Origin of the sequence: Algoriphagus pacificus, from assembly GCF_017254845.1 — a bacterium.
Taxonomy (GTDB): domain Bacteria; phylum Bacteroidota; class Bacteroidia; order Cytophagales; family Cyclobacteriaceae; genus Algoriphagus; species Algoriphagus pacificus.
Genome location: NZ_JAFKCU010000002.1, coordinates 914,067 through 939,056, shown reverse-complemented (window position 1 = coordinate 939,056; position 24,990 = coordinate 914,067). Strand labels below are relative to the sequence as shown.

The window sequence follows — 24,990 nt, the reverse complement described above, 5'->3', positions numbered from 1 at the left end:
TTCATCTAAAGGCATATTTTTTTATCATTCTTATCTCTTACATTTCCGATTCCCTACAAATTGCCTTTGTAATTAGCCTATGATCAAAAGTTTTACCTCTCTATTTCTAGTTTTTGTTTTATCCTGTTTCCAAGCAATTAGTCAAACCCTAACTGTCTTGGATGTGGAGGATGAGAGGCCTATACCAGGAGTTTTGGTTTTTGGGAATGAACCTTATCTAAGTGCTTTTACTAATGAAAAAGGTCAGGTAGATTTATCAATTTTTTCTAATCAGGCTGTGCTACACTTTCAGTTGCTTGGGTATGAATCTGTATCTGCTTCCTTGGAATCTTTGAAAGAAAGTAACCTGATTCAATATCTCAGTCCGGGTTTGATTCAGATGGATCAGGCAATAGTAACTGGAAGTAGATGGAGACAGAGCAATAAGGATGTGCCTGGTAAAATCACTGTTTTGAATCAGGAACTTCTACAATTAAGAGCTCCATCAAATACTGCTGATTGGCTGGGAAGTAATGGTGATGTTTTTATTCAGAAAAGCCAACAAGGCGGAGGAAGTCCCATGATCAGAGGTTTTTCTGCAAATCGACTGCTTTACGCGGTAGATGGTGTAAGAATTAACACCGCTATTTTCAGAGGAGGGAATCTCCACAATGTTATTTCTTTAGATCCCCTGGCTTTGCAAAACACAGAAATTCTTTTTGGTCCTGGATCGGTGATGTTTGGCAGCGATGCTTTGGGTGGTGTCATGGCATTTGAAACATTGAAACCAAATTTCTCAGAAACAGGGTTTACAACAAAAGGAAATATTTTCTCCCGTTTTTCATCCGCCAACAATGAAAAGACATTTCACGGAGACATCTCATTTTCAACTAAAAATTGGGCATTTCTGACAAGCGTTTCACATGTTGACTACGGCGATCTAAAGATGGGATCCAATGGACCTGAGGATTATTTACGCACTTGGTATGTAGTTCCTTCAGTTGATGGAGATCAAGCTATCCAAAACCCAGATCCTAGAGTCCAAAAATCGAGCGGTTATTCCCAGCTTAATCTGATGCAGAAAATCAGGTTCCAATCTTCTAAAAACACGGACTGGGAATATGCTTTTCACTTTTCCAAATCTTCTGATATTCCTAGATATGACAGGCTGATAGAAGGCAGTTTTGAAAAGCCCAAGTTTGCGGAATGGTATTATGGTCCTCAGGTTTGGTTGATGAATCAGTTAACTCTTAATCAGATCGGTCAAGGAAAACTGTATGATCAAATGAGCATAAAAATAGCGCAGCAATATTTTGAAGAAAGCCGATTGGACAGAAGGTTTAATAATGCCAATTTATTTGACAGGATAGAAAAAGTTAATGCTTGGTCAATCAATGCTGACTGGGTGAAAAACATCAATCAGGAGAGTTTTTTAAGCTATGGGGCAGAGGTAGTCTACAATGGTGTTGAATCCACGGGGTCACAACTAAACCTCAAAACTGGAGAAGAAAAGCCAGCTTCTGCCCGCTATCCTGAATCAGATTGGGTTTCTTTAGCTTTTTATAGTACTTACCATGCGCACATTTCTGAAAAATTAAAGCTTCAAACTGGGCTGAGACTTAACCAAATTTGGCTTGCTGCGGATTTTTCTTTTAATGAAAACTTCTTCCCTCTTCCCTATCAGAGTACCAAAAACAACAATGCCGCACTGACTGGATCTTTCGGTTTGATTTATAGTCCATCGTCAACTTGGACTATTTCTCCTCAATTTTCGACAGGATTTAGAGCTCCAAATGTGGATGATTTGGGTAAATTCTTTGACTCAGAACCAGGAGCGGTGATCGTTCCAAATCCTGATCTCCGACCGGAATATGTCTACAATGCTGAAATCAACTTCAACAAATATTGGGGTAACTTCTTAAAATTTGATGCTTCTGCATTTTATACCTTGATGAACAATACCATGGTCAGAAGACCATTTGAGCTTGATGGAAAAGACAGCATTCCGTACGAGGGTGTTCCTAGTAAAGTATTGGCAATTCAAAATGCAGCTTCAGCTACAGTTTATGGAATTCAAGCTGGGCTGGAATGGTCTCCGGTTCAAAACTGGCTTTTGTATTCGCGGATAAATTGGCAGAAGGGAAAAGAAGAATTGGATGATGAAAGCACAAGTCCAACCAGACATGCAGCTCCTTTATTTGGTTTGACTAGATTGAGTTATTCCAAAAAGAAATTGAAAATTGAATTGAGTAGCCAATACAGTGGTGAAATTTCCTTTGAAAATATGCCTTTGGATGAAAAAGGGAAGCCTCATCTCTATGCAAAAGATGATAATGGAAATCCTTACGCTCCTTCTTGGATGATTTTCAATTTGAATAGTACTTACAAGATCAATCGCTATTTGGATTTGATGGCTGGAATAGAAAATCTGGGAGACAAGAGATACAGGCCTTATAGTTCAGGTATGGCTGGCGCTGGAAGGAATTTTATTTTTTCTTTGAAAGCTTCCTTTTAATTGAATATCTTTAACTAAAGAATCAATTAAATTTAAAAGTCTGATTACTAAGATGAAAACTAACCTAAAGAAGTTTCTAGGCACATGCTTCATTTACATCTTTATGATGGTAGTCCCTTTTTCTTGTAATACGGACGTATTCTGTAACAATAGCTGTGGATGTGATCCTTTGCCTCCTGCCAGAAATTTTGAAGTGAAATCCTTCAGCACCAAAAATCTATATACTTCTGGACAGGAAATCACGACAGATGACTTTATTCCCTATAATCAAGTATATAAGCAAATCAGTATCAATGGGTACGAATTCCTTTCTTACCAAGAAAACGAATCCAAAGGTAGTTTCCCAGGAGTTGCATATGCATGCTCCATAGCTCCTCCCTCTTCTGAATATCGAATTCTTGGAATGAACATTTATAACCTAAAAGAAGTCACGCTTGGAGACGGAACAATTTTAAAAGTCGGTGATTTATTGAATGATTATTTTGAAATCAATTCCTATTTCGATAATACCTCAAGTAAGATTGAAGATTTTTTTATGGAACCTCGTCCACTTTATTTAACTGAAAGCTTTAGATTATTTTTCATGAAAAACCCTGAAAAAGAAACTGTTATAGAGTTCAGCATTCAATTTTCGTTCGAAAAAAACAAACAGGTAAGTATAAATAATACCGTTTTGAGAATAAGATGATTAATCAGTTCTGAAAAACTGACAAAAATCTTGTTTATTTTTCTTTAGATTCATTCCAAATAGTTCTATTTTTGCGGGACAGGGTTATCACCCAAAGAACCTATGCATATTACAGCTGATACCATGACTGCATCCCGATCTGCCATAATAAAGGAGATCGCGGCTTCACCTCTGAAAATTAATTTGATGGAGTTGGGATTTCTTCCTGGCAAAACCATCACTTTAAATCATGCTGCGCCAATGGGAGGTCCGATGGCTTTCCTGATGGACGAGACCCTTCTTGCACTCAGAAAATCTGAAGCTGCTTTGATTGAGGTTCAATTGCTTTAAATTTTCATGTCTGAGTCTACCATTCGATCTACCACTCGAACCCCAAGAATAGCCCTCATTGGAAATCCAAATGTGGGTAAATCGACGATTTTCAACCAGCTGACTGGTCTAAATCAAAAAATCGGAAATTATCCGGGCGTAACAGTGGATAAAAAAACCGGGTGGATGAATTACGAAGGCTCTACCTATGAGATTCTGGATCTTCCGGGTACATATAGCCTTTACCCAAACTCTGAGGATGAGATTATTGCACACAGAGTTTTAAATCACATTGACAAAAGTAAAAGACCGGATTACGTACTAATGGTCATTGACTCTTGTCAGTTGTCCAGGGGATTATTTTTAGCGACCCAACTAATTGATTTGGGTGTACAGTTAGCGATTGTACTTAACATGGCTGATTTGGCCACCAAGAAAAACATAGAAATTCGAAACTACGAGATCTATAAATCATTGGGAGTTCCGATCCTGAGCACCGATGCTCGAGGCATCAAAGGATTGGAGCAGATCAAATCATTGATACACGACAAAAACTTCAGTGTAGACTCTTCTTATTTGAACATTGGCGATATCATTCCTCAATCCTTACTTCAGCCAATTAAGGAGAAATTTGGGTTGATGAATGACTACAGAGCCTATCAAATGCTTCGATTTGGCCCTAAAGATCGATCAATTGATCCTGAAGATAGACTTTGGATCCAAAGCTTGATTACATCCGAAGGCTTTGATTTGGAAAGTGCCCAATTAGAGGAAACCAGTTTACGTTACCGCAAAATCACAGCTTTGGTAGAAACTTGTGTTGTGAAAAAGGAAGTGAAAAAACCTGCATCTGTGATGGACAAGGTTTTCTTACATCCATTTTGGGGTTATGCCATTTTCATAGGGATTTTGCTGCTTATTTTCCAAACGATTTTCACCTGGGCATCTGTGCCTATGGACTTGATTGATGGCTTATTTGCAGAAATCAGCGGTTGGGTTAATGATACACTTCCAGCAGGACCATTAACAAGTTTATTGGCGGAAGGAATAGTACCTGGCATAGGTGGAGTAGTGATTTTTATTCCACAGATTGCCATGCTTTTTGGGTTCCTCGCAATTTTAGAAGATACGGGATATATGTCCCGCGTCGTTTTCTTAATGGACCGATGGATGCGTCCTTTTGGCCTTCATGGTAAAAGTATTGTTCCCCTTGTATCTGGAGTGGCATGTGCTATTCCTGGTGTAATGGCAGCAAGAAATATTGGGAACTGGAAAGAAAAAATCATTACGATTTTGGTGACTCCGCTCATGAGTTGCTCAGCAAGACTTCCAGTTTATGTTATTTTGATTGGATTGACAGTCCCTGATGTCAATTATGGCTTCATTAATTTACAGGCACTTACCCTTTTGGCGCTTTATGTCTTGGGAATTATTGGTGTTCTGGTTACTGCATTAGCCTTGAAATGGATTCTAAAATCAGAAGAAAAAAGCTTCTTGATGGTAGAATTACCTACCTATAGAACACCAAGATGGAAAGATGTTCTTTTAACCATGTACAACAAATCCAGAACTTTTGTGATGGAAGCCGGGAAAGTAATTTTGGCTATATCAGTTGTTCTTTGGGTTCTTGCCTCCTACGGTCCTCCTTCAAGAATGGATGAAATCAGAAAAGCAGGCGAAGAAAGATTAGCCAATGCTCCTGAAGAGCAGCATGATGAAATTCAATCTGAAACTTCTTCTTTACTTCTCGAAAATTCATTCATTGGAATCATGGGTAGAGGTATCGAGCCGGTTATCAAACCACTGGGATACGATTGGAAAATCGGAATTGCTTTGATTACCTCCTTTGCAGCTAGAGAAGTATTTGTATCTACCATTGCCACTATTTATAGTATTGGAGCAGATGTAGAAGATGAGCTGACCATCAGACAAAAACTAGATCAACAAATCAATCCTGCTACTGGAGAAAAGGTTTTCAACAGAGCTACTGCATTTTCTTTGATGGTATTTTATGTCTTTGCGATGCAGTGTATGAGTACCCTAGCTGTTGTGTACAGGGAAACTAAAGGCTGGAAATGGCCGTTAATTCAAACAGTATACATGACTGCTTTGGCTTACTTTGCTGCATTATTAACCTATAACATATTCTCGTAATCATGGTACAGGAAATACTCGTCGGATTGTTGGTTTTGGGAGCTTTGGTTTTCTTGGGAAGAAAATTCTTTGGAAAAACCAAGACTCAACCTGGTTGTGATAAGTGTGCAAAAAACTAATCAAGCTTATTAGTAGCCCTAGTTATCGGATTTTTTGATACTTTTAAACTCATGGGCAAGATCGCCAATCAGAGTCTTCAAACAGCTATTTTTTCATATATAGGAGTAGTTATTGGCTATTTCAATGTGCTTTGGCTGTTTCCATATGCATTAGAAGCATCACAATTAGGAACTTTCAGGACTATTCAGGATTTAGGTTTGCTCTTTGTTCCCTTTGCTCAACTTGGCTTAGGACATGGGATCACACGTTTTTTCCCGAGACTTGAATCAAAGCATTCTGCTTTTTTAAGCTTCAGTTTGTTGCTGGCCACCAGTGGCTTTCTCCTTGTGGCATCCATTTTTATTTTATTTAAAAACCAAATCATCGGTCTATTTGCAGTCAATTCACCTGAAGTGGTGGATTTCCTCCAAGTTGTCTTATTGATTACTTTTTTTGCTTTACTGAGCAGTATCCTCGACGCTTACGCTAGGTCCTATATCAAAATTGCAGTACCTACTTTTTTCCGAGAAGTCTTTCTCCGTCTATTGACAGGCCTTTTGGTTGGATCTTACTTTCTAAATTGGATTTCTTTCCCATTGGTAATGAACGGACTTGTCCTCGTTTATGGGATGAGTACACTTGGAGTTTTAGTCTATTTACTTTGGTTGGGAGTCCTAAAATTTGATTTCAAATGGAATAATTTTCCTGCAGGATTCAGGTCCTCTTTTCTAAAGTTTAGTCTAGTTACTTTTTTGGCAACCGCAGCGTCTACCTTGATTATGAAGATCGACAGCATCATGGTAAGCTCAATGGTAAACCTTGAAGCGAATGCTATTTATACGATTGCATTTAGTATGGCACTTGTGATAGAATTACCTCGACGTGCGATTTCTCAAGTGGTTATGCCTGTGATTGCGGATCATTTTGCTAAAAACAACCTTTCAGAAATCAACAAATTATACAGACAGGTTTCGAACAGACAACTTTACATTTGCCTTTTTATTTTTATATGTATTTGGGCAAATATCGACAACCTCTACTACCTAATTCCAAATAGGGAAATTTACGAAACAGGGAAATGGGTTGTCTTCCTGATCGGTTTAGGAAAACTGTTTGATGTGATGTTTTCAGTGAATGGTGAGATTTTGGTCTTCTCGAAGTATTACCGCTTCAATTTGATCGCTACAATCTTAATGAGTTTCCTGATTATCGGTCTGAATTATTGGTTTATCCCAATTTATGGGATAGAAGGAGCGGCCTTTGCCTCGGCTTTAGTGATGCTGTTTTTCAATTTGACCAAATATCTCTACCTAAAAATCAAATTGGGTTTTGACCCATTTTCGATGGAAACTCTAAGGATTCTTACAGTTGGGCTGTTTTCTTCTAGCGCAGGGAGGGCTTTTGAACTTGAGATATCACCCGTGGTGGCGATCATCATAACATCTCTCATAGTTCTTGCGGCATATATGTTCTTTTCGATGATTGTGGGAGCCGGAACGGAAGAATGGAATTGGATAAAAAATAGACTTTTTAAAAGTAAAAAGTCCGGATCTTAGAGTGTTACAAACCTCCTAGTAGACAAGATTTGAGCTGCCTTGAAACCGCAAACTTCCACTGTTATCCTGACTCTTTCGAGACGAGGTCCCGATAGCTCTGAAATTCAGAATCGGGATGAGGCCTGTTTTTGGAGAGGGCTTCACTCGGTGATTTTGTTAATTGTGAAGTTTGAACATGTCGACGACCCGGACCGATACAAATATACGGTTTATATGTCTGGAGGTTGAACAGATCGAAAATTTATTCCCAAACAATTGACAAACGGTATTTCAAAAACCTCGTAATTTATTGAAATTACTATTGAAATTGAATCTAAAATGCAGGGAGGAAAATTTCACTAAAAGCTTTTTATTATTTGAAAAATTAAAATTTTCAAAATAATATTTCAGAATTTCAATTAACATTCTTTTCAAACCAATTAAATTTGCATTTTCAAACCCTATTACAGCGCTATGTACCTCATTAAAAAGCTGATTGTTTGCTTAGACCAAAGTCCCTTAGACCAAACTTTGGTTCAGTACGCGGAGTTTATCGCGCAAGTCAATCAGACTAAAAAAATATATTTTGTGAATGTCATTAAGAACCTGACCATTCCAAAAGAAGTCATTGAGGAGTTCCCAAACCTCGTTGATAACATGATCAATGAGCGAAAAGAAGCCATGGAAACTGTGGTTACGGAGAACTTCAAAAATACAAAGGGCATTTCATTGAACTATGTGGTAAAAGAAGGCTCACTCTCCAAAAAGATTTTGAAACTGGCAGAAGAAAAATCTGCTGATATGATTCTGATAGGAAGAAAAGTTGAACTTCCTGGAACAGGAGTTGCCTCCCAAAGATTAGCCAGAAGAGCCAGTTGTTCTTTGTTGATTGTACCGGAAGGAACAGTACCTAAACTCACCAAATTACTCGTGCCAAGTGATTTCTCTGATTATTCGAAAGATGCTTTGGAAGAAGCTATAATGATTGCGGAGAAACATGGCAAGAACAAAATGGAAATTGTTTGCCAGAATGTGTTTTCGGTTCCCTCTGGCTATCACTTTACTGGAAAAAGCTATGAGGAATTTACCCAGATCATGCAGCTTCATGCAGAAATCAATTACAAAAAATTCATTCGTAAGATAGATACCAAAGGAATCAAAATTACTCCGGTTTACACCAAAGATGACGATGATGATCCAGTAGAAGAAATTGTCACCAAAGCACTAGAAATCGAAGCTGATGGAATCATCATTGGGGCAAAAGGAAGAACGGCTGCCACTGCACTTTTTATTGGCAGTATGGCAGAGCGATTGATCCAGTACAATGATAGTTTGCCTCTCTTGGTAACCAGACCAAAAGGAAAAAATGCAGGCATTCTCGATTATATTCTTGAAATCTAATCCCTGCAAAAATCTTTTAAAGCCTTCTTTTGAATGGGTTAAGTCCCAAACGAGAGAAGGCTTTTTTAATTATTTTTTCTCCCTTACTAAACCTCCTGCTGTTTTTTTGGTCTAAATTTCAATGATGAATACCAGAGATCAGGAAATCCTACATCTTATTCAAAATCCTGTAAGCAGGGATATAGGTTTTAGGCAACTGATCCAAACCTATCAAAAAAAAGTCTACCACGTCATTCGTAGAATGGTCATACTACACGAAGACGCCGATGACCTCACCCAAAATACCTTCATCAAAGCATTTCATCATATCGATAAATTTCAGGGGCAATCCAGTTTATTCACCTGGCTTTATCGAATAGCAACGAATGAAACGTTAAGCTTTCTTGAAAAAAAGAAAAAAAGGTTCTTCTTTTCTATGGATGACTACCAAGAGAAATTAGAATCTTACCTAAGTCAGCCAGGACAAATGGATGGGGATGAAATTCAGCTGAAGCTTCAAAAAGCAATGTTGACCCTCCCAGAAAAGCAACGGCTGGTTTTCCAATTGAAAAATCAGGAAGATTTAAGTTATGATCAAATTGCTGAAATAACCGGTACAAGCGTCGGAGCTTTGAAGGCGAGCTTCCACCTTGCAGTCAAAAAAATAGAACAAAGCCTTCTACAAGAATAAACCATTACACTAAATTTCAGTCTAATAACTAGTATGCAAAATCTGCCAAAAATAAATGATCTGAAATCACCTGAAGGCTACTTCGAGGAGTTACCAGATCGGATTATGTCAAAAATCCATAAGAAGGAAAATTATCCTTGGATTAAATGGGCAGCATCAGTTGTTGTGGTTTTAGGAATTGGTATTTGGCAATTCACTAATTCCCCTGCGACTTCAGATCAAGTTGTACTGGACCAGGAGATTGATTTATACATCGATAGTCAATATTGGACTGCTGAGGATATACTCAGCATGTCTGAAAATCCAGACGAAATCTTAAATGAAATCATGTTGGATGAAAACCCTTTTATCGAGGATATTTCTTCCGACCAAGAAGATATTTGGTTCTAAAATCATGAAAAAATTCACCCTAATGATCTTATTCTCTCTTGCTATTGGAGCTGCGTATGCCCAAAGGCCTGGAGAGAGATACGATCCAGAAAAACTAAAAGCTGCGAAAGTTGCATTTATCACTACCCGATTAGACCTTAATTCTGATCAAGCCGAAAAATTTTGGCCGATCTACAATGAATTCAGTGATAAAAGGGAAAGTGTGCTTCGTGAAATGGCGGGTCTAAACAATCGAAGAGACACCCCGATTTCAGAAGAGGAAGCCAAAAGCAGAATTGCAAAGAAGTTTGATTTGGAACAAAAGCTTTTAAACGAGGAAAAAGTTTTTGTTGAAAAGGCATCTAAAGTGATCTCTTATAATCAGATATTCTTGCTCAATGGCTTATCAAGAGATTTTGCCAGACAGATTTATCAAAGACAAAGACGTGACAATCAATAAAAAAAGCGGCTAAGCCGCTTTTTTTATTTCTCTTTTTTCAATAGATCTCTGATTTCTTCCAACAAGACTTCTGATTTGGAAGGTCCTGGAGGTGGTGGAGGTGGAGCTGCTGCTTCTTTCTTCTTGGTGCTGTTGATCGCTTTTACTGCAAGAAAAATCACAAATGCAATAATTGTGAAATCAACAATGTTTTGAATAAACGCTCCATAATTCAACGTTACGGCTGCGGTCACTACTTCTCCGGAATCATCTACAACAGCTTCTTTTAGCACTACTGCCAAGTTTTTGAAGTTAACTCCTCCAATCAGCATCCCGATTGGTGGCATGACGATGTCGTTTACAAAAGAGGTAACAATCTTGCCAAATGCCCCGCCAATAATGACAGCCACAGCCAGATCGACCACGTTGCCTTTGACGGCAAATTCTTTAAACTCTTTGAGCATTCCCATATAGTAAAGGTTAATGGTTGATAATTAAATTGAATATTTCAATAATTTTTTTCACAAACAAGGGATTGCATCAAATAGCTTACTGAATTTTAAGTTTAAACACCATTTTTTATTGTTTCTCTACTGCTAGAGGGAACCTCCTCCCCCATTTTTTCATTAACATTGCAGCTTAGTTTTAAATCTTATGAAATCACCTCAAGCTGCTAAAAAGCCGCAAATTTTAGAAATTCACGGACATCAGCGCATAGATAATTATTACTGGATGAGAGATCGTGACAATCCTGAAGTCATTGATTATCTCAATCAGGAAAACCAGTATTTAAAAGATCAATTAGCTTATACAGAAGCTTTTCAAAAAGAATTGTTTGAGGAAATCAAAGGCCGGATTAAAGAAGATGATCAAAGTGTCCCTTATTTCAAGTCAGGCTATTTTTGGTATGCCCGCTATGAAAAAGGAGGAGAATATCCTCTTTATTGCAGAAAAGCCGATTCTCTGGAAAATACGGAAGAAGTGTTTTTGAATGTGAATGAATTGGCCGAAGGAGAAAGTTATTATAATGTGGGGGCCACTTCTACTTCACCAAATCAGAATTTATTGGCTTTTGCAGTAGATAAAGTCGGTCGCAGGATTTACACGATTTACTTCAAAGACTTATTAACCGGAGAAATCCTTACGGAAAACATCCCAAATGTCACGGGAAACCTGGTTTGGGCAGCTGATAACAAGACCTTGTTTTATTCCAAACAAGATCCTGAAACCCTCCGTGCTAATCAAATCTTCAAACATACTTTAGGAACAGATCCTTCAACTGATAAGCTGATTTTTGAAGAATTTGACGAGGAATTTTCTTGCCACATAGGCAAATCAAAATCCGAAGAATACCTTTTTATCCAGTCAGAAAGCACTATTTCGTCTGAAATCAGGTTTCTGGAATCAGCAAACCCTTCTGGGGAATTTAAGATTTTGCAGGAGCGAATTCCCCATTTAGAATATGGAGCGGATCATTACGGTGATTATTTCTGGATCAGAACCAATGAGCAAGCTCAAAACTTCAAACTGGTAAAAGCGCCTATCTCCTCTCCTTCTAAAGAAAATTGGGAAGATGTAATTGCCCATCGGGAATCGGTTTTATTGGAGGATTTTGATCTGTTTTCTCATTTTTTGGTAACCCAAGAAAGAAGTAACGGACTGGTTCAGATCCTTATCAAACCATGGGATGGATCAGCTGGTCATCAATTGGAATTTGACGACGAAACATACACTGCCTGGATCAGCACCAATCCTGAGTTCAATACAGACCTTCTGAGATTTGGCTACAATTCCATGGTTTCGCCTTCCAGCATCTTTGATTATCATATGTCTATGAAAACAAAGATCTTATTGAAGCAACAGGAAGTTGTTGGAGGCTACGATTCCAGTTTGTACCAGTCGGCAAGAATCTGGGCAAAAGCATCTGATGGAGTGATGGTACCAGTTTCTTTGGTTTATAAAACTGAGCTCTTCAATCCAGACGGAAAGAATCCCTTATTACTTTATTCTTATGGATCTTATGGATTCAGTTCAGAAGCATATTTTTCATCTAGTAGACTAAGCCTGCTGAATCGAGGTTTTGTTTTTGCCATAGCTCACATTCGTGGAGGAGAAGATCTCGGAAGGCATTGGTACGAGGATGGTAAAATGCTCAAAAAAAGAAATACATTCACCGATTTTATCGCTTGTGCTGAGCATTTGATCCAAGAGAGTTATACTTCTCCAGAGCATTTATATGCCATGGGAGGAAGTGCCGGAGGACTTTTAATGGGTGCTGTGATGAATATGCGTCCAGACCTTTTCAAAGGAATGATCGCGAGTGTTCCTTTCGTGGATGTAGTGACTACTATGCTGGATGAAAGCATTCCCTTGACTACTGGGGAGTTTCAGGAGTGGGGAAATCCCAAGGATCAGGAGTATTATGATTACATGCTTTCCTACTCGCCTTATGACAATATTGAAAAGAAAAACTATCCAAACCTACTGGTAACTTCCGGCTTGCATGATAGTCAGGTGCAATATTGGGAACCAACCAAATGGGTGGCGAAACTAAGAGAATTGAAAACTGATCAGAACTTACTTCTCCTGCATACCAACATGGAAGCTGGACATGGAGGCGCTTCAGGTCGATTCAATTCATTGAAAGAATTGGCGCTAGAATATACCTTCCTTTTCCATTTGGAAAATTTAGTCCCAAAAGACGAGGCCAAAAGATGATGAATTAACTGAAACCCTTTAATTAATTCTCTTTTAATTAATTCTGTCAAAGTGTGTAAAAAAGAATTTTTTCTAACTTTGAAACCAAACCTATTACTACCTGAATATGAAAATCGCCCTAATCGCCCATGATGGCAAAAAAGCCGACATGGTCCATTTTTTAAGCAGGTTCCGGGATATCCTTGAAAAAGCAGATGTAAATCTTGTTGCTACCGGGACAACAGGCTCTCATATTGAGAAATCCGGTTTTGAAGTCGAAAAATTACTTTCTGGCCCCATCGGTGGAGATGCACAAATTGCAGCCATGGCAGCTCAGAAGGAATTGGACATGGTGATCTTTTTCAGAGATCCTTTGGATAAGCATCCCCATGAACCTGATGTTCAAATGCTGATGAGAATATGTGACGTTCACAATATCCCTTTGGCCACCAATCCTGCCTCTGCAGAACTTATGTTAAAAAGTTTATAACCCAAACCTTAAATGGAACCTAAAACAATAAAAAAAATAGGAGTATTAACATCCGGAGGTGATTCTCCGGGGATGAATGCTGCTATCCGAGCAGCTGTGAGAGCCGGCTTCTATTACAATTTAGAAATGTATGGAATCTACCGTGGATATGAAGGTCTGATTCAGAATGATATAAAAAAGCTTGATTCCAAAAACATTACCCATGTTTTGGAAAGAGGAGGTACTTTTTTGAAATCTGCTAGAAGTGCTGAGTTCAGAACTCCTGAAGGAAGAAAAAAGGCTTATGAAAACCTTCGTTCCCATGGGATCGATGCATTGGTAGTAATTGGTGGTGATGGTTCTTTGACAGGAGCTCATTTATTCTTCCAGGAGTTTGGAATTCCTTCTATCGGATTACCTGGTACGATTGATAACGACCTTTCTGGAACCGATTCTACCATCGGCTTTGATACAGCGTGTAACACGGCAATTGAAGCGATTGATAAAATCAGGGATACAGCAACTTCTCACGATCGCTTGTTCTTCGTAGAAGTGATGGGAAGAGACGCAGGATTCATTGCAATCAACGCAGGTATTGGCAGTGCAGCAGCCGCGATTTTGATTCCGGAGAAAAAGATGCCTATCGAGCATTTGGTTGATAAATTGAAAATCAGATCCAAAGCAAAAAAATCATCCAATATTGTGATCGTTGCTGAAGGAGGAAAAAGTGGTGGTGCTGGAGAAATCGCAGAAAAAGTAAAAAAATTCCTGCCTAGCTATGACATTAAAGTGACTATTTTAGGTCACTTGCAAAGAGGTGGAGCTCCGTCTTCATTTGATAGATTACTTGCCTCAAAACTCGGTGTAGCAGCTGTAGAAGGCTTGCTTCAAGGCAAATACGATGTAATGGCTGGCTTGATTAATAACAAGGTTGTTTATACGCCTATCAAAAAAGCCATAGTCGATGACAAAACGGTGGACGAAGAAGATTTTAGAATTGCGAAAATTCTTTCGACATAAAAAAAGGCTCCAAGGAGCCTTTTTTTTATTGATTATAAACGATTGATGCGTTTTTGCCTAGTGTCAGTTTTTGATTTTCAATATTGACCTCACCCAATTCATAAATGGAATCAATTTCCTGAGGCAAGTCGATTGTGATTGGTTTATCACCCACGTTATGAATGACAAACATCTCTTGATCCCCCAACTTTCTAGAAAACACCATTAAAGATTTATCAAAAGAGGTATCAGGCAGTTCCAAAGATCCTAAAGCCAAAGCTGGTGTAGAATTCCTAAGCATGATCAATTCTTTGTAATGATTGAAATAACTATCTGGATCATCTTTTTGTAGTGCTAAAGGAGTTACCGTTTGATCTGTTGAATAAACAGGTTCAATCCAAGTAGCTCGACCGGTATCTTTCTCCTTCACATCCCAAAGAAATGGTTCTCTGATTTGCTCGTCTGGTTTCAATCCCAACATGCCGATTTCCTCTCCATAATAGATATAGGGAGCACCAGGCATCGTCATTAAAATAGCTATTGCTTGTTTGTATTTCTCCGGATCTGATCCTAATTCATTTAGTAATCTTGGTTGATCATGATTGGATGAAATCGTAGCATCAATAAAATCAGAAGTGATATTTTGGTAAAAATCCAGAACTTCTTTTTGCTTTCTCGCCAAAAGCATCCCGTCCATCTTATTCAAAGTTTCGATCAGCGTGTAATGGAAATCAAAATTAAACAAGGCTGGCAATCCTGGGAGGAAAGGCGCTACAACTTCCTTATTATCATAAACCTCCCCTACCAAATAAACATCCGGTTTGATCTTGGTCATCTCTGCTCTGAAATCCTTCCAGAATTCATGGTTATCGCTTGCACGATCATCAGGATAAACATGTTTCGCAGCATCTAATCTAAAGCCATCTACACCTACCTCTTCTAACCAAAACCTCCCGATATCAAAGATCTCTTCTCTTAGCTTTTGATTATCAAAATTCAAATCTGGCATTCCTCCGATAAAAAACCCGTAGTAAAAATCCTCTCCAAAGCCTGGATCATGCCATTGCGTGATGTTATCTGAGTCTAAAGTGATGACTTTTTTATTGATAAAATCTGCAATAGTATCTTTCTGAGCCCAGACATAATAATCTCGATAGGGATTATCTCTTCCTTTTTTGGACTCAATAAACCAAGGATGTTCACTGCTGCTATGATTAATAATCAGATCTATGACGATTTTGATATCCCGCTTGTGTGCTTCATCCAGCAATTTCTTAAAGTCATCCATGGTCCCGTAATCAGGATGGATAGCTCGATAGTCCGTTACATCATATTTATGATAGCTTGGTGAAGGCATGATTGGCATAAACCAAATGGCATTGGCACCGAGTTCTGAAACATAATCAAGCTTCTCTGTCACCCCATTTAGATCCCCTATTCCATCTCCATTTGAATCGTAAAACGACTGAACAAAAATCTCATACGTCACGCCGGCTTGGGGCCAGTAGTTTTCAACTTGAGCAGATGGCTTTTTTTCACAGGAAGATAAAACAGCTAATCCCATGAGAAGAGAGGTTAATTTGGGGGTTTTCATACGATTTAGAGAAAAAAAAAGTCACTCTTTATCAGAAGTGACTTTTTTGATTTATTGTTTATTTTAATTTCTATTTACTGCATTCAGCATATCAAAAGCCAATTCAAGTCTCTTCACGAAGTTTTCTTCGCCTTTACGCAACCAGTTTCTTGGATCGTAATACTTTTTATTTGGACTGTCAGCTCCTTCTGGATTTCCCAACTGAGACTGAAGATAAGCTTCGTTCTTTTTGTAATTATTCAAAATACCTTCCCAGAATGCCCATTGCATATCTGTATCAATATTCATTTTGATTGATCCGTAGCTATTAGCTTCTCTGATTTCCTCAACTGTAGATCCTGATCCACCGTGGAATACAAAATTCAAAGGCTTGCCTGAAGTACCGTATTTCTCGTTGATGTAATCCTGAGAATTCTTCAAAATGAGCGGTTTCAAACTTACGTTTCCTGGCTTGTAAACACCGTGAACATTTCCAAAAGCAGCTGCAATCGTGAACAAATCACCAATTTGCTTCAAATGCTCGTAAGCATAAGCAACTTCCTCCGGCTGCGTGTACAACTTAGAAGAATCTACGTCAGAATTATCAACTCCATCTTCTTCTCCTCCAGTCACTCCAAGTTCGATTTCAATCGCCATGTCAAGTTTTGCGAATTCCTTGAAGTACTTGCAAGAAATCTCAACATTCTCTTCTAATGGCTCTTCGGATAGATCCAACATATGAGAGCTATACAAAGGTCTTTTGTGTGTAGCGTAATAAGCCTTTCCAGCATCCAAAAGTCCGTCTATCCAAGGCAATAATTTCTTAGCAGCATGGTCAGTATGCAAAATCACAGGCACTCCATAGGCTTCAGCCATAAGATGCACGTGATGTGCTCCAGAGATTCCACCAGCAATACTGGCTTGCTGCTTATCATTTGCAAGAGATTTTCCGGCAAAAAATTGAGCTCCTCCATTTGAGAATTGAATGATCACTGGTGAATTCAACTTCTTTGCAGTTTCAAGCACTGCATTTACAGAGTTGGTGTTGATTACATTCACTGCTGGCATCGCAAACTCATTCTCTTTTGCATAAGCATAAAGGTCCTTAAGCTCCTCACCGTATTTTACTCCAGGTTTAAATTTCATAGGTAAATTAGATTTGATTAATTCTTAATGAAACGCTTCTGTAGCGCTCTTTTCGTGTCGAATGCTTCAAAGATATAAATCCCTGCCTTAATATCCGTTACATCTAATTCTAAAATTTCTCGTCCTGACTGCGTAATTCCCTCTTCTAAAACCCTTCCTGTCATGTCTACAATTCGATAATATGCCCCTGTCATTTCTATTGGAAGCTGTACATTCAATTGCCCCACGGTAGGAACAGGATAGATTTTAAAGGCTGAATCCGGTATGGTTTCTTTAGGTACAGAGGTTATCAAATCTACCTGTAAAATGCCTGCTGTAGGTTTAGGTAATTTCTTGTCTGTGAAGAGATAAAATTCACTGGAGCGTAGGCTAAAGTTCACCGTTGTGGAGTTTACCAAGAATTCTTCTCCTGTAAAATAGTTATACCAAGTTCCTGTTTTTGGGAAGCTTAAGCTCACATTAGAAACATTCGTCAAACCAAAATTCCCATGCAAAACCACATCCATTTCCTCACTTTCTAGAATGATGGATTTTACTGTCCCGCTCAGATTCAAGGTTGTTTTATCAGGTTTATTAAAGACATCATGCTCGGATTTCAACTTGATCATCTCCTGATAAAGTTGATTTAAGCGAATGCGCTGAGGGTTATCGAGATAATTCCATTTAGTTGGTTTTATTCCCAATCGATCATTATTTAGCTCTTGATCGTAACCAAACTCGCCAAACTGCCAGATCATTTTTGGACCCGGAATCCCAAAATAGAAAGCTGTCAGCAATTGATTTCTGTTGACTGCATTTTCCAGTTGCTTCAAGTTGATTGGAGAAGTTGCCCCAAAGTTCAATGTCTCCCACATGACCCTTTCTTCGTCATGACTTTCTTGGTAGGCAATTAAATTGGGTTCTTTCCAGCCACGCGAGCCATAGTATGCCCAATTGAAATCTTTATTCTGACCCTTGGCCATTTCACGGAAATCAAAATTGACATTTCCCCAGAACATCATTCCATAATCAGCCAGTTCTTTCTCTTCACTATTATCAGCCAAATGCTCCAAAATCACATAGGCATCCGGATGATTCTGTTTGATTCTATCGTAAATATGCTTCCAGATCTTGATTCTGGAAGGATCGTACTGAGACCATTGTCCTACATTAGATCCAGAAACTACTTGTGTAAAACCTTTACTCAAATCGAATCGGAACCCATCGATTTTATATTCTGTAAGCCAATAATTATTCACAGAATCTACAAATGCTTGAGTGTATTTACTTTCATGGTTAAAATCATAGCCAACATTAAATGGATGGGTGGCATTTCTATTGAACCATGGATTATCTGGCGTGGGAGCTCCAAACTCACCATCATTATAAAGTCGTACCATTGGATTTTGTCCAAAAGCATGGTTGAGAACCATATCCAAGATGATCACCATTCCTCTGCCATGAGCTTCATCAATTAGGCTTTTCAGATCATTTTTGGTACCATAATATTTATCCGGAGCAAAGAAAAATGACGGGTTATATCCCCAGGAAATATTCCCTTCAAATTCGCCGACTGGCATTAATTCAATTGCATTGATCCCTAATTCCTGCAAATAATCTAGGCGTTCTTGAACTGCATTGTATGACCTCCTGTCATCAAAATCACGAACCAACAATTCATAAACGACCAATTCCTCTGGTTTAGGCTTTGTGTAAGTCAGGTTTTTCCAAGAGTATTGGGGCTGAGCAGTCTGTAAATAGGTAGCCTGATATTGAGTTTTCCCGGCAGGGTAAGGAAGCAATCCGGGGTATCTACCCTGATTAATTATTTCCTGATCATGATCCGGGTCAGAAGTTTTATCAGCATAGGGATCACCAATTCTGATTTCCCCTTCTACGAGGTATTGGAAAATATACTCTTTCGCTGGAGTAAGTCCAGAGATTTTCAGCCAAAAAATTTCTCCGTCTGGAGTTCGGTTCATCTGATAATCAGGACGCTTTTCCCAATCATTGAAATCACCAATAACATGAACCAGTTTCTTTCCTGGTGCATTTAATGCCAATAAAACTTCAGTATCAGAAAGGTAGTTGATACCCAACTTTGCACCAGTTGGAAGTGGGGCTGTATTTGAGGGGGAAAAAACTTCAATGGTAACCGTTTCAGTATCGGATTCGGAGCCTTTGATCGCCTCTGCCTTCAGTTCAAAATTTCCAGCTTTGGTAGCTGAATAGGTGTAAGAAAGTGACTGAACAACTATACCGCTAGCCACTTGTACTCCATCTAATGTGAATTTAATTTCAGAATCAGGGGAACTGGTTTCTGCTTTGAAAGTAAAACTCTCTCCTACTTCCATCGAAATCGCCGGACTATTGGGTGAGGTAAAAACCACTTGATATCCTTGCGAAAGGTTGACGAAAATATCCCCTCCGCTGCTGTTTTTACCTTCTTTAGATCCATCCCCATTTCTAAAAACCAAGCCTAATCGATAAATCGTCAAGCCATTTGGATTGTCAAAAAAAGTATTTGGGGTCAATTCATAAATATAAAGGTTGGCCTGCCCTTCAACTTTGGTCATTTTTGCTTTGGCATCTGTCGTTCCCCATTGAAAAGGAACAATAGACCAAGTTGTAGACTCTGCACTTTCTGTTACAGCTCCAATGTGGATGTACACATCACAAGCGCAATCTTTCAACCCACCAGACCCTTTAGTCGCATCATAAATAATCTTGACCTTGTCATTGGCATTTGGTACGGTTGGTTCCGTGCTGACTTGTGCCAAAGCCTCAAAAGACCATAAGCAAATGAAAAAGGAAAGAAACGAATAGTAGGTTTTCATGGGTATTTTTTGGTAAAAACCGGCTCAACTAAACGTCAAGCCGGTTTAGACAGAATTTATCTTTTGTAGAAGATTCTGTTAATTCTTTGTCATGGTGTAAGAAATCTCACCTGGAACTTTAAAATCTAAAGTGATAGTGTAATTCCCTGCTTCAGCAACTGGGATATTATCCCCGCCTTCCACCAAGGCTCCATCTTTTGAACCTAAGTTATAGTCCCAAGTCTGATTTGCTCTGAATTTCATCCCACCTACTTTCAGATCAGCAGTGATTGTCAAAACGTTAAGGTCTTTGTTGAAATTCATCGGTGTTTCTGAATCCCAACCTCCGCTGGTTGCATCGCCAATGATTCCCCATAGTTTAGGTTCAGACATAGTGTAAGTTTTCGCAGCTAAATCAACCGTTACCTCATAGGTTCCAAATTTGGTCACTTTGATATTAGTGGCATCAGCATCTGCCTCAAGCTTGCCATCAGCTCCAGTATCACCATAGTTTTTCCCATCCACCCAATCAGGCTCTTCTGTGAATTTGAATTCACCACTACCGCTAAGGATGTGCACAAAACCAGTAAATGTCTTATTGAAAGCAACTGACTTTAAGGTGGTATTAAGGTTTCCAGGATTCCAACTTTGATAATCTCCAGGTACATACAATAGCGGGAACTCAACGAAAGCATCGTAAGGCGTAACAGAAAGAGTTACCGTTTCACCATAAATTGGAGATAAAGGCTGAGTGATGGTCGATTTTACACGGAACTCAACATTCGAGGCAGTTTCCAAAGGAAGTCCTTTAGCTACTAATTCATCGTTGATTTTTTCAGTTTTAACCTCGATTACATTGGTTTTAGAAAATCCCAATTCAACGGCATTTGCAAAATTTGCTCCTGCTGCATCCATCTCTAGGTAGTAAGTCACCTCTCCTTGCATCCCAAAGTCAGCTGGAGTAACGGTAAAAGAGATCATTGATTCTGGATCATCCCCGTTTAAAACAAGGGAAGAACCTTGCGCTGGGTCGGATAAGGCTGAACCTGTCTGTGGAATAATGGGAGGCATTTCATAATTATCACATGCCCAAAGCATAGGAATTAGAACTGCAACCCACCCGATTTGTCTAAGTGTTTTCATGGGATTTAAATTGTTAATAGATTCTTTATCTTAGAATAGTTATTTTTTATCCAGTAATATTTAAAATGCAGAACAAGAGATTAGATCTTTAATTCGATTTAAATCAACTACTGTAAAGAAATTTTAGAGTAAAGAATCTTAAAATACAAGGGCTCCGAAGCAAGTAAGGCCTGATTTTTCATTGCAAACGTTTGCGTTTTCGTTTGCATAAAAAATATTTTTTTAAAAACTAAATGAATAAGAGTGCTATTTTTCAGTTTTCAATTCAAAAATCAATAGATTGCCTATTGGAGATTCCCCAATTTTTGTACTACATTAAATTCTTGGAATAGTATAATTTTATGAAAATAGGACAAGCAACGATTAAGGATATTGCCCGAGAACTCAACCTGTCTGCTTCCACAATCTCAAGAGCGCTAAAAGACTATCCTGGAATCAGTGAGGAAACCAAGAAAAAAGTCAAGGAAGTAGCAGAAAAGATGAATTATCGTCCCAATGCAATTGCCTTGTCTCTAAGAAAAAGTAGGTCTTTTACTATTGGAGTTATCATCCCTGAGGTTGTTCATTTCTTTTTCTCTACTGTAATAAGTGGAATTGAAGAAGTTGCTTTTTCAAGAGGATACAATGTTATCCTTACCCAAACGAATGAAAAAATCGAGCGGGAAAAGTCCAGTATCAATACCATGCTTTCCAACCAAATAGATGGTTTCATGGTAAGCTTTTCCAAAGAAACCGAAGATTTTGAGCACTTTTCCAAATTGATTGAACAGGGATATCCCATCGTTTTCTTTGACAGAGTACCGGATATTCCTCATGCTATCAACGTAATGGTTGATGATTACCAAGGAGCTTACGATGCAACTTCGCATCTTATTTCTCAAGGCTATCAAAAGATAGTTCACCTATCCGGGCCTAAAAACCTGAAGATTAGCCATGAGAGGGCCAGAGGCTATACTGATGCGCTCAAAAACCATGGAATCCCAGTTAGACCAGAATACATCGTGGAAAGCGCGGTGGGAACACCAGACGAAGGGAAAGAAATTACAAAAAAGTTATTGAGCAGTTTGCCTGATTTACCCGATGCATTTTTTGGCAACAATGACATGGCGGCTGTCGGAGCGATGCTTGCTTGCAAAGAGCATGGATTAAGAGTGCCTGAAGATGTTGGGATTGTTGGTTTCAGCAATTGGCAATTTTGTTCTATGATTGACCCAAGTCTTTCTTCTGTTTTCCAACCGGGATTTGCTATGGGTGCGAAAGCGACAGAAGTACTTTTGGACATCATAGAAAAGAAAATAGACGTGGATGATTTCAATAGTCCAATAGTATTAGAGACCGAATTAATGGTCAGGAACTCATCCAAAAGGATCTTTAAATAAAAAAACTTAATTTTTTTTCAGAAAAAAGTGCAAACGTTTGAATAGCTTGAATTTTTGAAATTAGGCCTTTTCATCTCACCTAAATGCTTGGAAATGAAACGTCAGGAGCCTCAATCCGATTTTATTCAATCAGATTCGTTTCTAATTTAGCGATGCTCCTATGATTTTTAATGAGCACTTAGCAAGATGAAAACCCAAACTAAAGCCAACAATTCCGCTCGCTTAATAACGATGGGATCAGTCTTAGACTGGAACCAAACGACAAATGGTTATTCCGGAAAAACAGAAAACGGGATATTCCAGGTGACTGTCTTTCAATCTGGAATTATTAGAATTCAGGCAACGCGTTTTGATTCCTTTGACCCCAATGTTTATTCGGTCATTTCAAAACCTGAAGAAATAGTATTTGATTTGGTTCAGAAAGATGAAACACTGGAATTAAGTACTTCTAGGATTCATTTGAAATTAGACCTGGGTAAATTCCAATTTTCATTTTTTGATAAGCAAGGCAATCTTTTGAATGCGGATGATTCGTTTGGCGTCTCTTGGATCGGAACTGAAACAAGTTGCTTTAAGCAAATTCAAAAGGATGAAAAATTCGTTGGCTTAGGTGAAAAGACAGGAAATCTAAACCGCTTTGGCAGCGCCTATGTCAATTGGAACACTGACTATTTTGCTTACGGTGTCAATGATGACCCGCTATACATGAGTATCCCTTTTTATATAGGAACTCATGCCAAAGGCTCATATGGAATTTATTTTGACAATACCCATAAGTCGGTTTTCAATTTTGGAGCATCCACAAATCGCTTCACTTATTTCAGTGCCGAAGACGGTGACATGGACTATTATTTTATCCATGAACCTACAGTTGCCGAAATTATCAGTAGCTATACTTCCCTGACGGGTAGAATGAAAATGCCGCCTAAATGGGCTTTGGGATTTCAACAATGCCGTTACTCCTATTATCCTGATAAAGAGGTTTATACCCTTGCAAATACATTTCGGGACAAGGACATGCCTGCGGATGTGATTTACTTGGACATTCATCATATGGAAGCCTACAAAGTTTTCACTTTTGATGGAGAGAAATTCCCGGATCCTCAGAGCATGATCGCGAAATTGAAGGAAAAAGGTTTCAGGGTTGTGGTCATAATGGACCCAGGAATTAAAACAGAGAAAGGATACAAGCCTTACGATGAAGGGGCTGCGAATGGACTTTTTGTAAAATACCCCGACAATCAACAGTATGAAGCACAAGTTTGGCCAGGCTGGTGTGCATTTCCTGATTTCACCAAAGAAGAAACTCGTCAATGGTGGATGGAAAAAATGGAGTTTTATACTGCAGCGGGAGTAGATGGATTTTGGACAGATATGAATGAACCCGCATCTTGGGGTCAATTCACTCCAAATCTATTGGAATTTGATATGGATGGGAATCCTTCCTCCCATAGAAAAGCCCGAAATGTATATGGAATGCAGATGGCTAGAGCCGCACAGGAAGGATCCATTTTCCAAAAACCAGATGAAAGGCCATTTGTCTTGACTAGATCAGGTTTTGCAGGTATTCAAAGATTTGCGGCAGCCTGGACTGGAGATAATCAATCTAGCGACGAACACATGATAGCTGGAGTAAGATTGGTCAATAGCTTGGGACTCAGTGGAGTTTCTTTCGCAGGATATGATATTGGAGGATTTGCAGGCGAAGCCAGTAAGTCTCTTTTCGCCAGATGGATGAGTATAGGAGCTTTTTCTCCCTTCTTTAGAGCCCACACCATGATCAATTCTAAAGATGCTGAACCTTGGACTTTTGGAGAAGAAGTAGAAGAGATTTCAAGAAATTACATGAAGTTGAGATATAAATTATTACCAACGATTTACAGTAAATTTTACGAATCAACTCAAAATGGTCTACCCCTAGCCTCTAGCTTAGCCATCAAATTCACCCAGGATAACAAGATATTTGATTCGGCATTTCAGAATCAATATTTATTCTGTGATTCATTTTTGGTGGCACCGGTAGAAAGCAACAAAGAAATCACTAAAGTTTACCTGCCTGAATCTGATTGGTATTATCTATTTACAGATCAACTTTATCAGGGAAATCAATCGATTTATCAAGATTGTCCTTTGAGTTATCTTCCTATTTATGTGAAATCAGGAAGTATTTTCACCACTCAATCTGAGGTTAGTTTCACTAATGAAAATCATGATGGAATGCTCCGAGTTCATGTTTATTTAGGTCAAGAAGGTAGTATTTTCACCCATTACGAGGATGATGGCAAAAGTTGGAATTTTGAAAATGGTGATTTTCACAAGCGATTAATTGAATATAATCCTTCGAAGAAAAGTCTAATTTTTGCTGATCCTGAAGGAAGCTTTAAAAGTAATTTTGATACTGTTCGGATTTATTTTCATGGGTTTAAAAATGATGAAATTGAGGTAAATGGAGTAACAGATTATTTGAATTTTGAGAATTTTTCGTTCCTCCATCGCCTTTCTGAATTTGATCCATTACCAGAACATGAAAACCGATTTTTAGAAATCAAGAATTTAGGGTATATCGATATACCTTACCCTGATAAAAATCTGACTATAAGTAAGTTAAATTAATTCTGTAAAATTTAACTC

General features: G+C 38.6%; 19 protein-coding genes. 14 read left to right on the top strand and 5 right to left on the bottom strand.

The window, feature by feature from the left end; genetic code table 11:
• Positions 1 to 79: 79 nt before the first annotated feature.
• The 9 genes from J0A69_RS10815 to J0A69_RS10770 all read left to right on the top strand — a co-directional run bounded on the left by J0A69_RS10815 (position 80) and on the right by J0A69_RS10770 (position 10,179).
• Positions 80 to 2,494 carry a TonB-dependent receptor gene (locus J0A69_RS10815; RefSeq protein WP_206586566.1) on the top strand — a complete coding sequence of 805 codons (2,415 nt, stop codon included), beginning with the start codon at positions 80 to 82 and terminating at the stop codon, positions 2,492 to 2,494.
• A gap of 52 nt (positions 2,495 to 2,546) precedes the next feature.
• Positions 2,547 to 3,182 (top strand): hypothetical protein, encoded by a 636-nt coding sequence (locus tag J0A69_RS10810; protein ID WP_206586565.1) that lies wholly within the window; start codon positions 2,547 to 2,549, stop codon positions 3,180 to 3,182.
• Between the two features lie 102 nt (positions 3,183 to 3,284).
• Positions 3,285 to 3,512, top strand: a complete 228-nt coding sequence (locus tag J0A69_RS10805; protein WP_206586564.1) for a FeoA family protein — start codon at positions 3,285 to 3,287, stop codon at positions 3,510 to 3,512.
• Positions 3,513 to 3,518: 6 nt separating this feature from the next.
• Positions 3,519 to 5,645, top strand: a complete 2,127-nt coding sequence (feoB, locus tag J0A69_RS10800) for a ferrous iron transport protein B (RefSeq protein ID WP_206586563.1) — start codon at positions 3,519 to 3,521, stop codon at positions 5,643 to 5,645.
• Positions 5,646 to 5,815: 170 nt separating this feature from the next.
• Positions 5,816 to 7,300 carry a lipopolysaccharide biosynthesis protein gene (locus J0A69_RS10790; protein ID WP_206586561.1) on the top strand — a complete coding sequence of 495 codons (1,485 nt, stop codon included), beginning with the start codon at positions 5,816 to 5,818 and terminating at the stop codon, positions 7,298 to 7,300.
• Between the two features lie 453 nt (positions 7,301 to 7,753).
• Positions 7,754 to 8,680: a universal stress protein gene (locus J0A69_RS10785; protein WP_206586560.1), complete on the top strand. Its 927-nt coding sequence runs from the start codon at positions 7,754 to 7,756 to the stop codon at positions 8,678 to 8,680.
• A gap of 121 nt (positions 8,681 to 8,801) precedes the next feature.
• The gene (locus J0A69_RS10780) at positions 8,802 to 9,350 is read left to right on the top strand and encodes an RNA polymerase sigma factor (protein ID WP_206586559.1); all 549 of its coding nucleotides are present in this window, start codon (positions 8,802 to 8,804) and stop codon (positions 9,348 to 9,350) included.
• Positions 9,351 to 9,383: 33 nt separating this feature from the next.
• Complete coding sequence (locus J0A69_RS10775) at positions 9,384 to 9,740, top strand: hypothetical protein (RefSeq protein ID WP_206586558.1); 357 nt, start codon at positions 9,384 to 9,386, stop codon at positions 9,738 to 9,740.
• A 4-nt stretch (positions 9,741 to 9,744) separates the two neighbouring features.
• Positions 9,745 to 10,179, top strand: a complete 435-nt coding sequence (locus tag J0A69_RS10770) for a hypothetical protein (protein ID WP_206586557.1) — start codon at positions 9,745 to 9,747, stop codon at positions 10,177 to 10,179.
• 23 nt (positions 10,180 to 10,202) lie between these two features.
• Here J0A69_RS10770 and mscL read toward each other — a convergent pair whose 3' ends face one another.
• Positions 10,203 to 10,628: a large-conductance mechanosensitive channel protein MscL gene (gene mscL, locus J0A69_RS10765; protein ID WP_206586556.1), complete on the bottom strand. Its 426-nt coding sequence runs from the start codon at positions 10,626 to 10,628 to the stop codon at positions 10,203 to 10,205.
• Positions 10,629 to 10,812: 184 nt separating this feature from the next.
• Between mscL and J0A69_RS10760 the strand changes: the two genes are divergently transcribed.
• From J0A69_RS10760 to pfkA, 3 genes are all read left to right on the top strand, one after another.
• Positions 10,813 to 12,876, top strand: a complete 2,064-nt coding sequence (locus tag J0A69_RS10760) for a S9 family peptidase (protein WP_206586555.1) — start codon at positions 10,813 to 10,815, stop codon at positions 12,874 to 12,876.
• 106 nt (positions 12,877 to 12,982) lie between these two features.
• On the top strand, positions 12,983 to 13,345 hold the full coding sequence (locus J0A69_RS10755) for a methylglyoxal synthase (RefSeq protein ID WP_206586554.1): 363 nt from the start codon (positions 12,983 to 12,985) through the stop codon (positions 13,343 to 13,345).
• A gap of 12 nt (positions 13,346 to 13,357) precedes the next feature.
• A complete protein-coding gene (gene pfkA, locus J0A69_RS10750) occupies positions 13,358 to 14,344 on the top strand; it encodes a 6-phosphofructokinase (protein ID WP_206586553.1) in 987 nt (328 codons plus the stop codon).
• Positions 14,345 to 14,369: 25 nt separating this feature from the next.
• On the opposite strand, the gene J0A69_RS10745 is transcribed toward pfkA, so the two are convergent.
• The 4 genes from J0A69_RS10745 to J0A69_RS10730 all read right to left on the bottom strand — a co-directional run bounded on the left by J0A69_RS10745 (position 14,370) and on the right by J0A69_RS10730 (position 20,980).
• Positions 14,370 to 15,917, bottom strand: a complete 1,548-nt coding sequence (locus J0A69_RS10745) for an alpha-amylase family glycosyl hydrolase (protein WP_206586552.1) — start codon at positions 15,915 to 15,917, stop codon at positions 14,370 to 14,372.
• Positions 15,918 to 15,980: 63 nt separating this feature from the next.
• Positions 15,981 to 17,042, bottom strand: a complete 1,062-nt coding sequence (fbaA, locus tag J0A69_RS10740) for a class II fructose-bisphosphate aldolase (protein WP_206586551.1) — start codon at positions 17,040 to 17,042, stop codon at positions 15,981 to 15,983.
• A 17-nt stretch (positions 17,043 to 17,059) separates the two neighbouring features.
• Complete coding sequence (locus J0A69_RS10735) at positions 17,060 to 19,858, bottom strand: alpha-amylase family glycosyl hydrolase (RefSeq protein WP_206586550.1); 2,799 nt, start codon at positions 19,856 to 19,858, stop codon at positions 17,060 to 17,062.
• A gap of 78 nt (positions 19,859 to 19,936) precedes the next feature.
• Positions 19,937 to 20,980 carry a SusE domain-containing protein gene (locus J0A69_RS10730; RefSeq protein ID WP_236032799.1) on the bottom strand — a complete coding sequence of 348 codons (1,044 nt, stop codon included), beginning with the start codon at positions 20,978 to 20,980 and terminating at the stop codon, positions 19,937 to 19,939.
• A 341-nt stretch (positions 20,981 to 21,321) separates the two neighbouring features.
• Here J0A69_RS10730 and J0A69_RS10725 point away from each other — a divergent pair, with 341 nt between their 5' ends.
• Together J0A69_RS10725 and J0A69_RS10720 are read left to right on the top strand one after the other, a co-directional pair.
• Entirely contained in the window at positions 21,322 to 22,359 is a 1,038-nt protein-coding gene (locus J0A69_RS10725) for a LacI family DNA-binding transcriptional regulator (protein WP_206586549.1), read from the top strand.
• Positions 22,360 to 22,545: 186 nt separating this feature from the next.
• Positions 22,546 to 24,972: a glycoside hydrolase family 31 protein gene (locus J0A69_RS10720; RefSeq protein ID WP_206586548.1), complete on the top strand. Its 2,427-nt coding sequence runs from the start codon at positions 22,546 to 22,548 to the stop codon at positions 24,970 to 24,972.
• The last annotated feature ends 18 nt before the right edge of the window (positions 24,973 to 24,990 follow it).

Excerpts from the sequence above, each read along its gene's own strand:
- mscL (WP_206586556.1), bottom strand. The coding sequence starts at position 10,628 with ATGGGAATGCTCAAAGAGTTTAAAGAATTTGCCGTCAAAGGCAACGTG.
- pfkA (WP_206586553.1), top strand. The coding sequence starts at position 13,358 with ATGGAACCTAAAACAATAAAAAAAATAGGAGTATTAACATCCGGAGGT.
- J0A69_RS10805 (WP_206586564.1), top strand. The coding sequence starts at position 3,285 with ATGCATATTACAGCTGATACCATGACTGCATCCCGATCTGCCATAATA.
- feoB (WP_206586563.1), top strand. The coding sequence starts at position 3,519 with ATGTCTGAGTCTACCATTCGATCTACCACTCGAACCCCAAGAATAGCC.
- J0A69_RS10815 (WP_206586566.1), top strand. The coding sequence starts at position 80 with ATGATCAAAAGTTTTACCTCTCTATTTCTAGTTTTTGTTTTATCCTGT.
- J0A69_RS10810 (WP_206586565.1), top strand. The coding sequence starts at position 2,547 with ATGAAAACTAACCTAAAGAAGTTTCTAGGCACATGCTTCATTTACATC.
- J0A69_RS10770 (WP_206586557.1), top strand. The coding sequence starts at position 9,745 with ATGAAAAAATTCACCCTAATGATCTTATTCTCTCTTGCTATTGGAGCT.
- fbaA (WP_206586551.1), bottom strand. The coding sequence starts at position 17,042 with ATGAAATTTAAACCTGGAGTAAAATACGGTGAGGAGCTTAAGGACCTT.
- J0A69_RS10730 (WP_236032799.1), bottom strand. The coding sequence starts at position 20,980 with ATGAAAACACTTAGACAAATCGGGTGGGTTGCAGTTCTAATTCCTATG.
- J0A69_RS10755 (WP_206586554.1), top strand. The coding sequence starts at position 12,983 with ATGAAAATCGCCCTAATCGCCCATGATGGCAAAAAAGCCGACATGGTC.
- J0A69_RS10790 (WP_206586561.1), top strand. The coding sequence starts at position 5,816 with ATGGGCAAGATCGCCAATCAGAGTCTTCAAACAGCTATTTTTTCATAT.
- J0A69_RS10725 (WP_206586549.1), top strand. The coding sequence starts at position 21,322 with ATGAAAATAGGACAAGCAACGATTAAGGATATTGCCCGAGAACTCAAC.
- J0A69_RS10735 (WP_206586550.1), bottom strand. The coding sequence starts at position 19,858 with ATGAAAACCTACTATTCGTTTCTTTCCTTTTTCATTTGCTTATGGTCT.
- J0A69_RS10785 (WP_206586560.1), top strand. The coding sequence starts at position 7,754 with ATGTACCTCATTAAAAAGCTGATTGTTTGCTTAGACCAAAGTCCCTTA.
- J0A69_RS10760 (WP_206586555.1), top strand. The coding sequence starts at position 10,813 with ATGAAATCACCTCAAGCTGCTAAAAAGCCGCAAATTTTAGAAATTCAC.
- J0A69_RS10745 (WP_206586552.1), bottom strand. The coding sequence starts at position 15,917 with ATGAAAACCCCCAAATTAACCTCTCTTCTCATGGGATTAGCTGTTTTA.
- J0A69_RS10780 (WP_206586559.1), top strand. The coding sequence starts at position 8,802 with ATGATGAATACCAGAGATCAGGAAATCCTACATCTTATTCAAAATCCT.
- J0A69_RS10720 (WP_206586548.1), top strand. The coding sequence starts at position 22,546 with ATGAAAACCCAAACTAAAGCCAACAATTCCGCTCGCTTAATAACGATG.
- J0A69_RS10775 (WP_206586558.1), top strand. The coding sequence starts at position 9,384 with ATGCAAAATCTGCCAAAAATAAATGATCTGAAATCACCTGAAGGCTAC.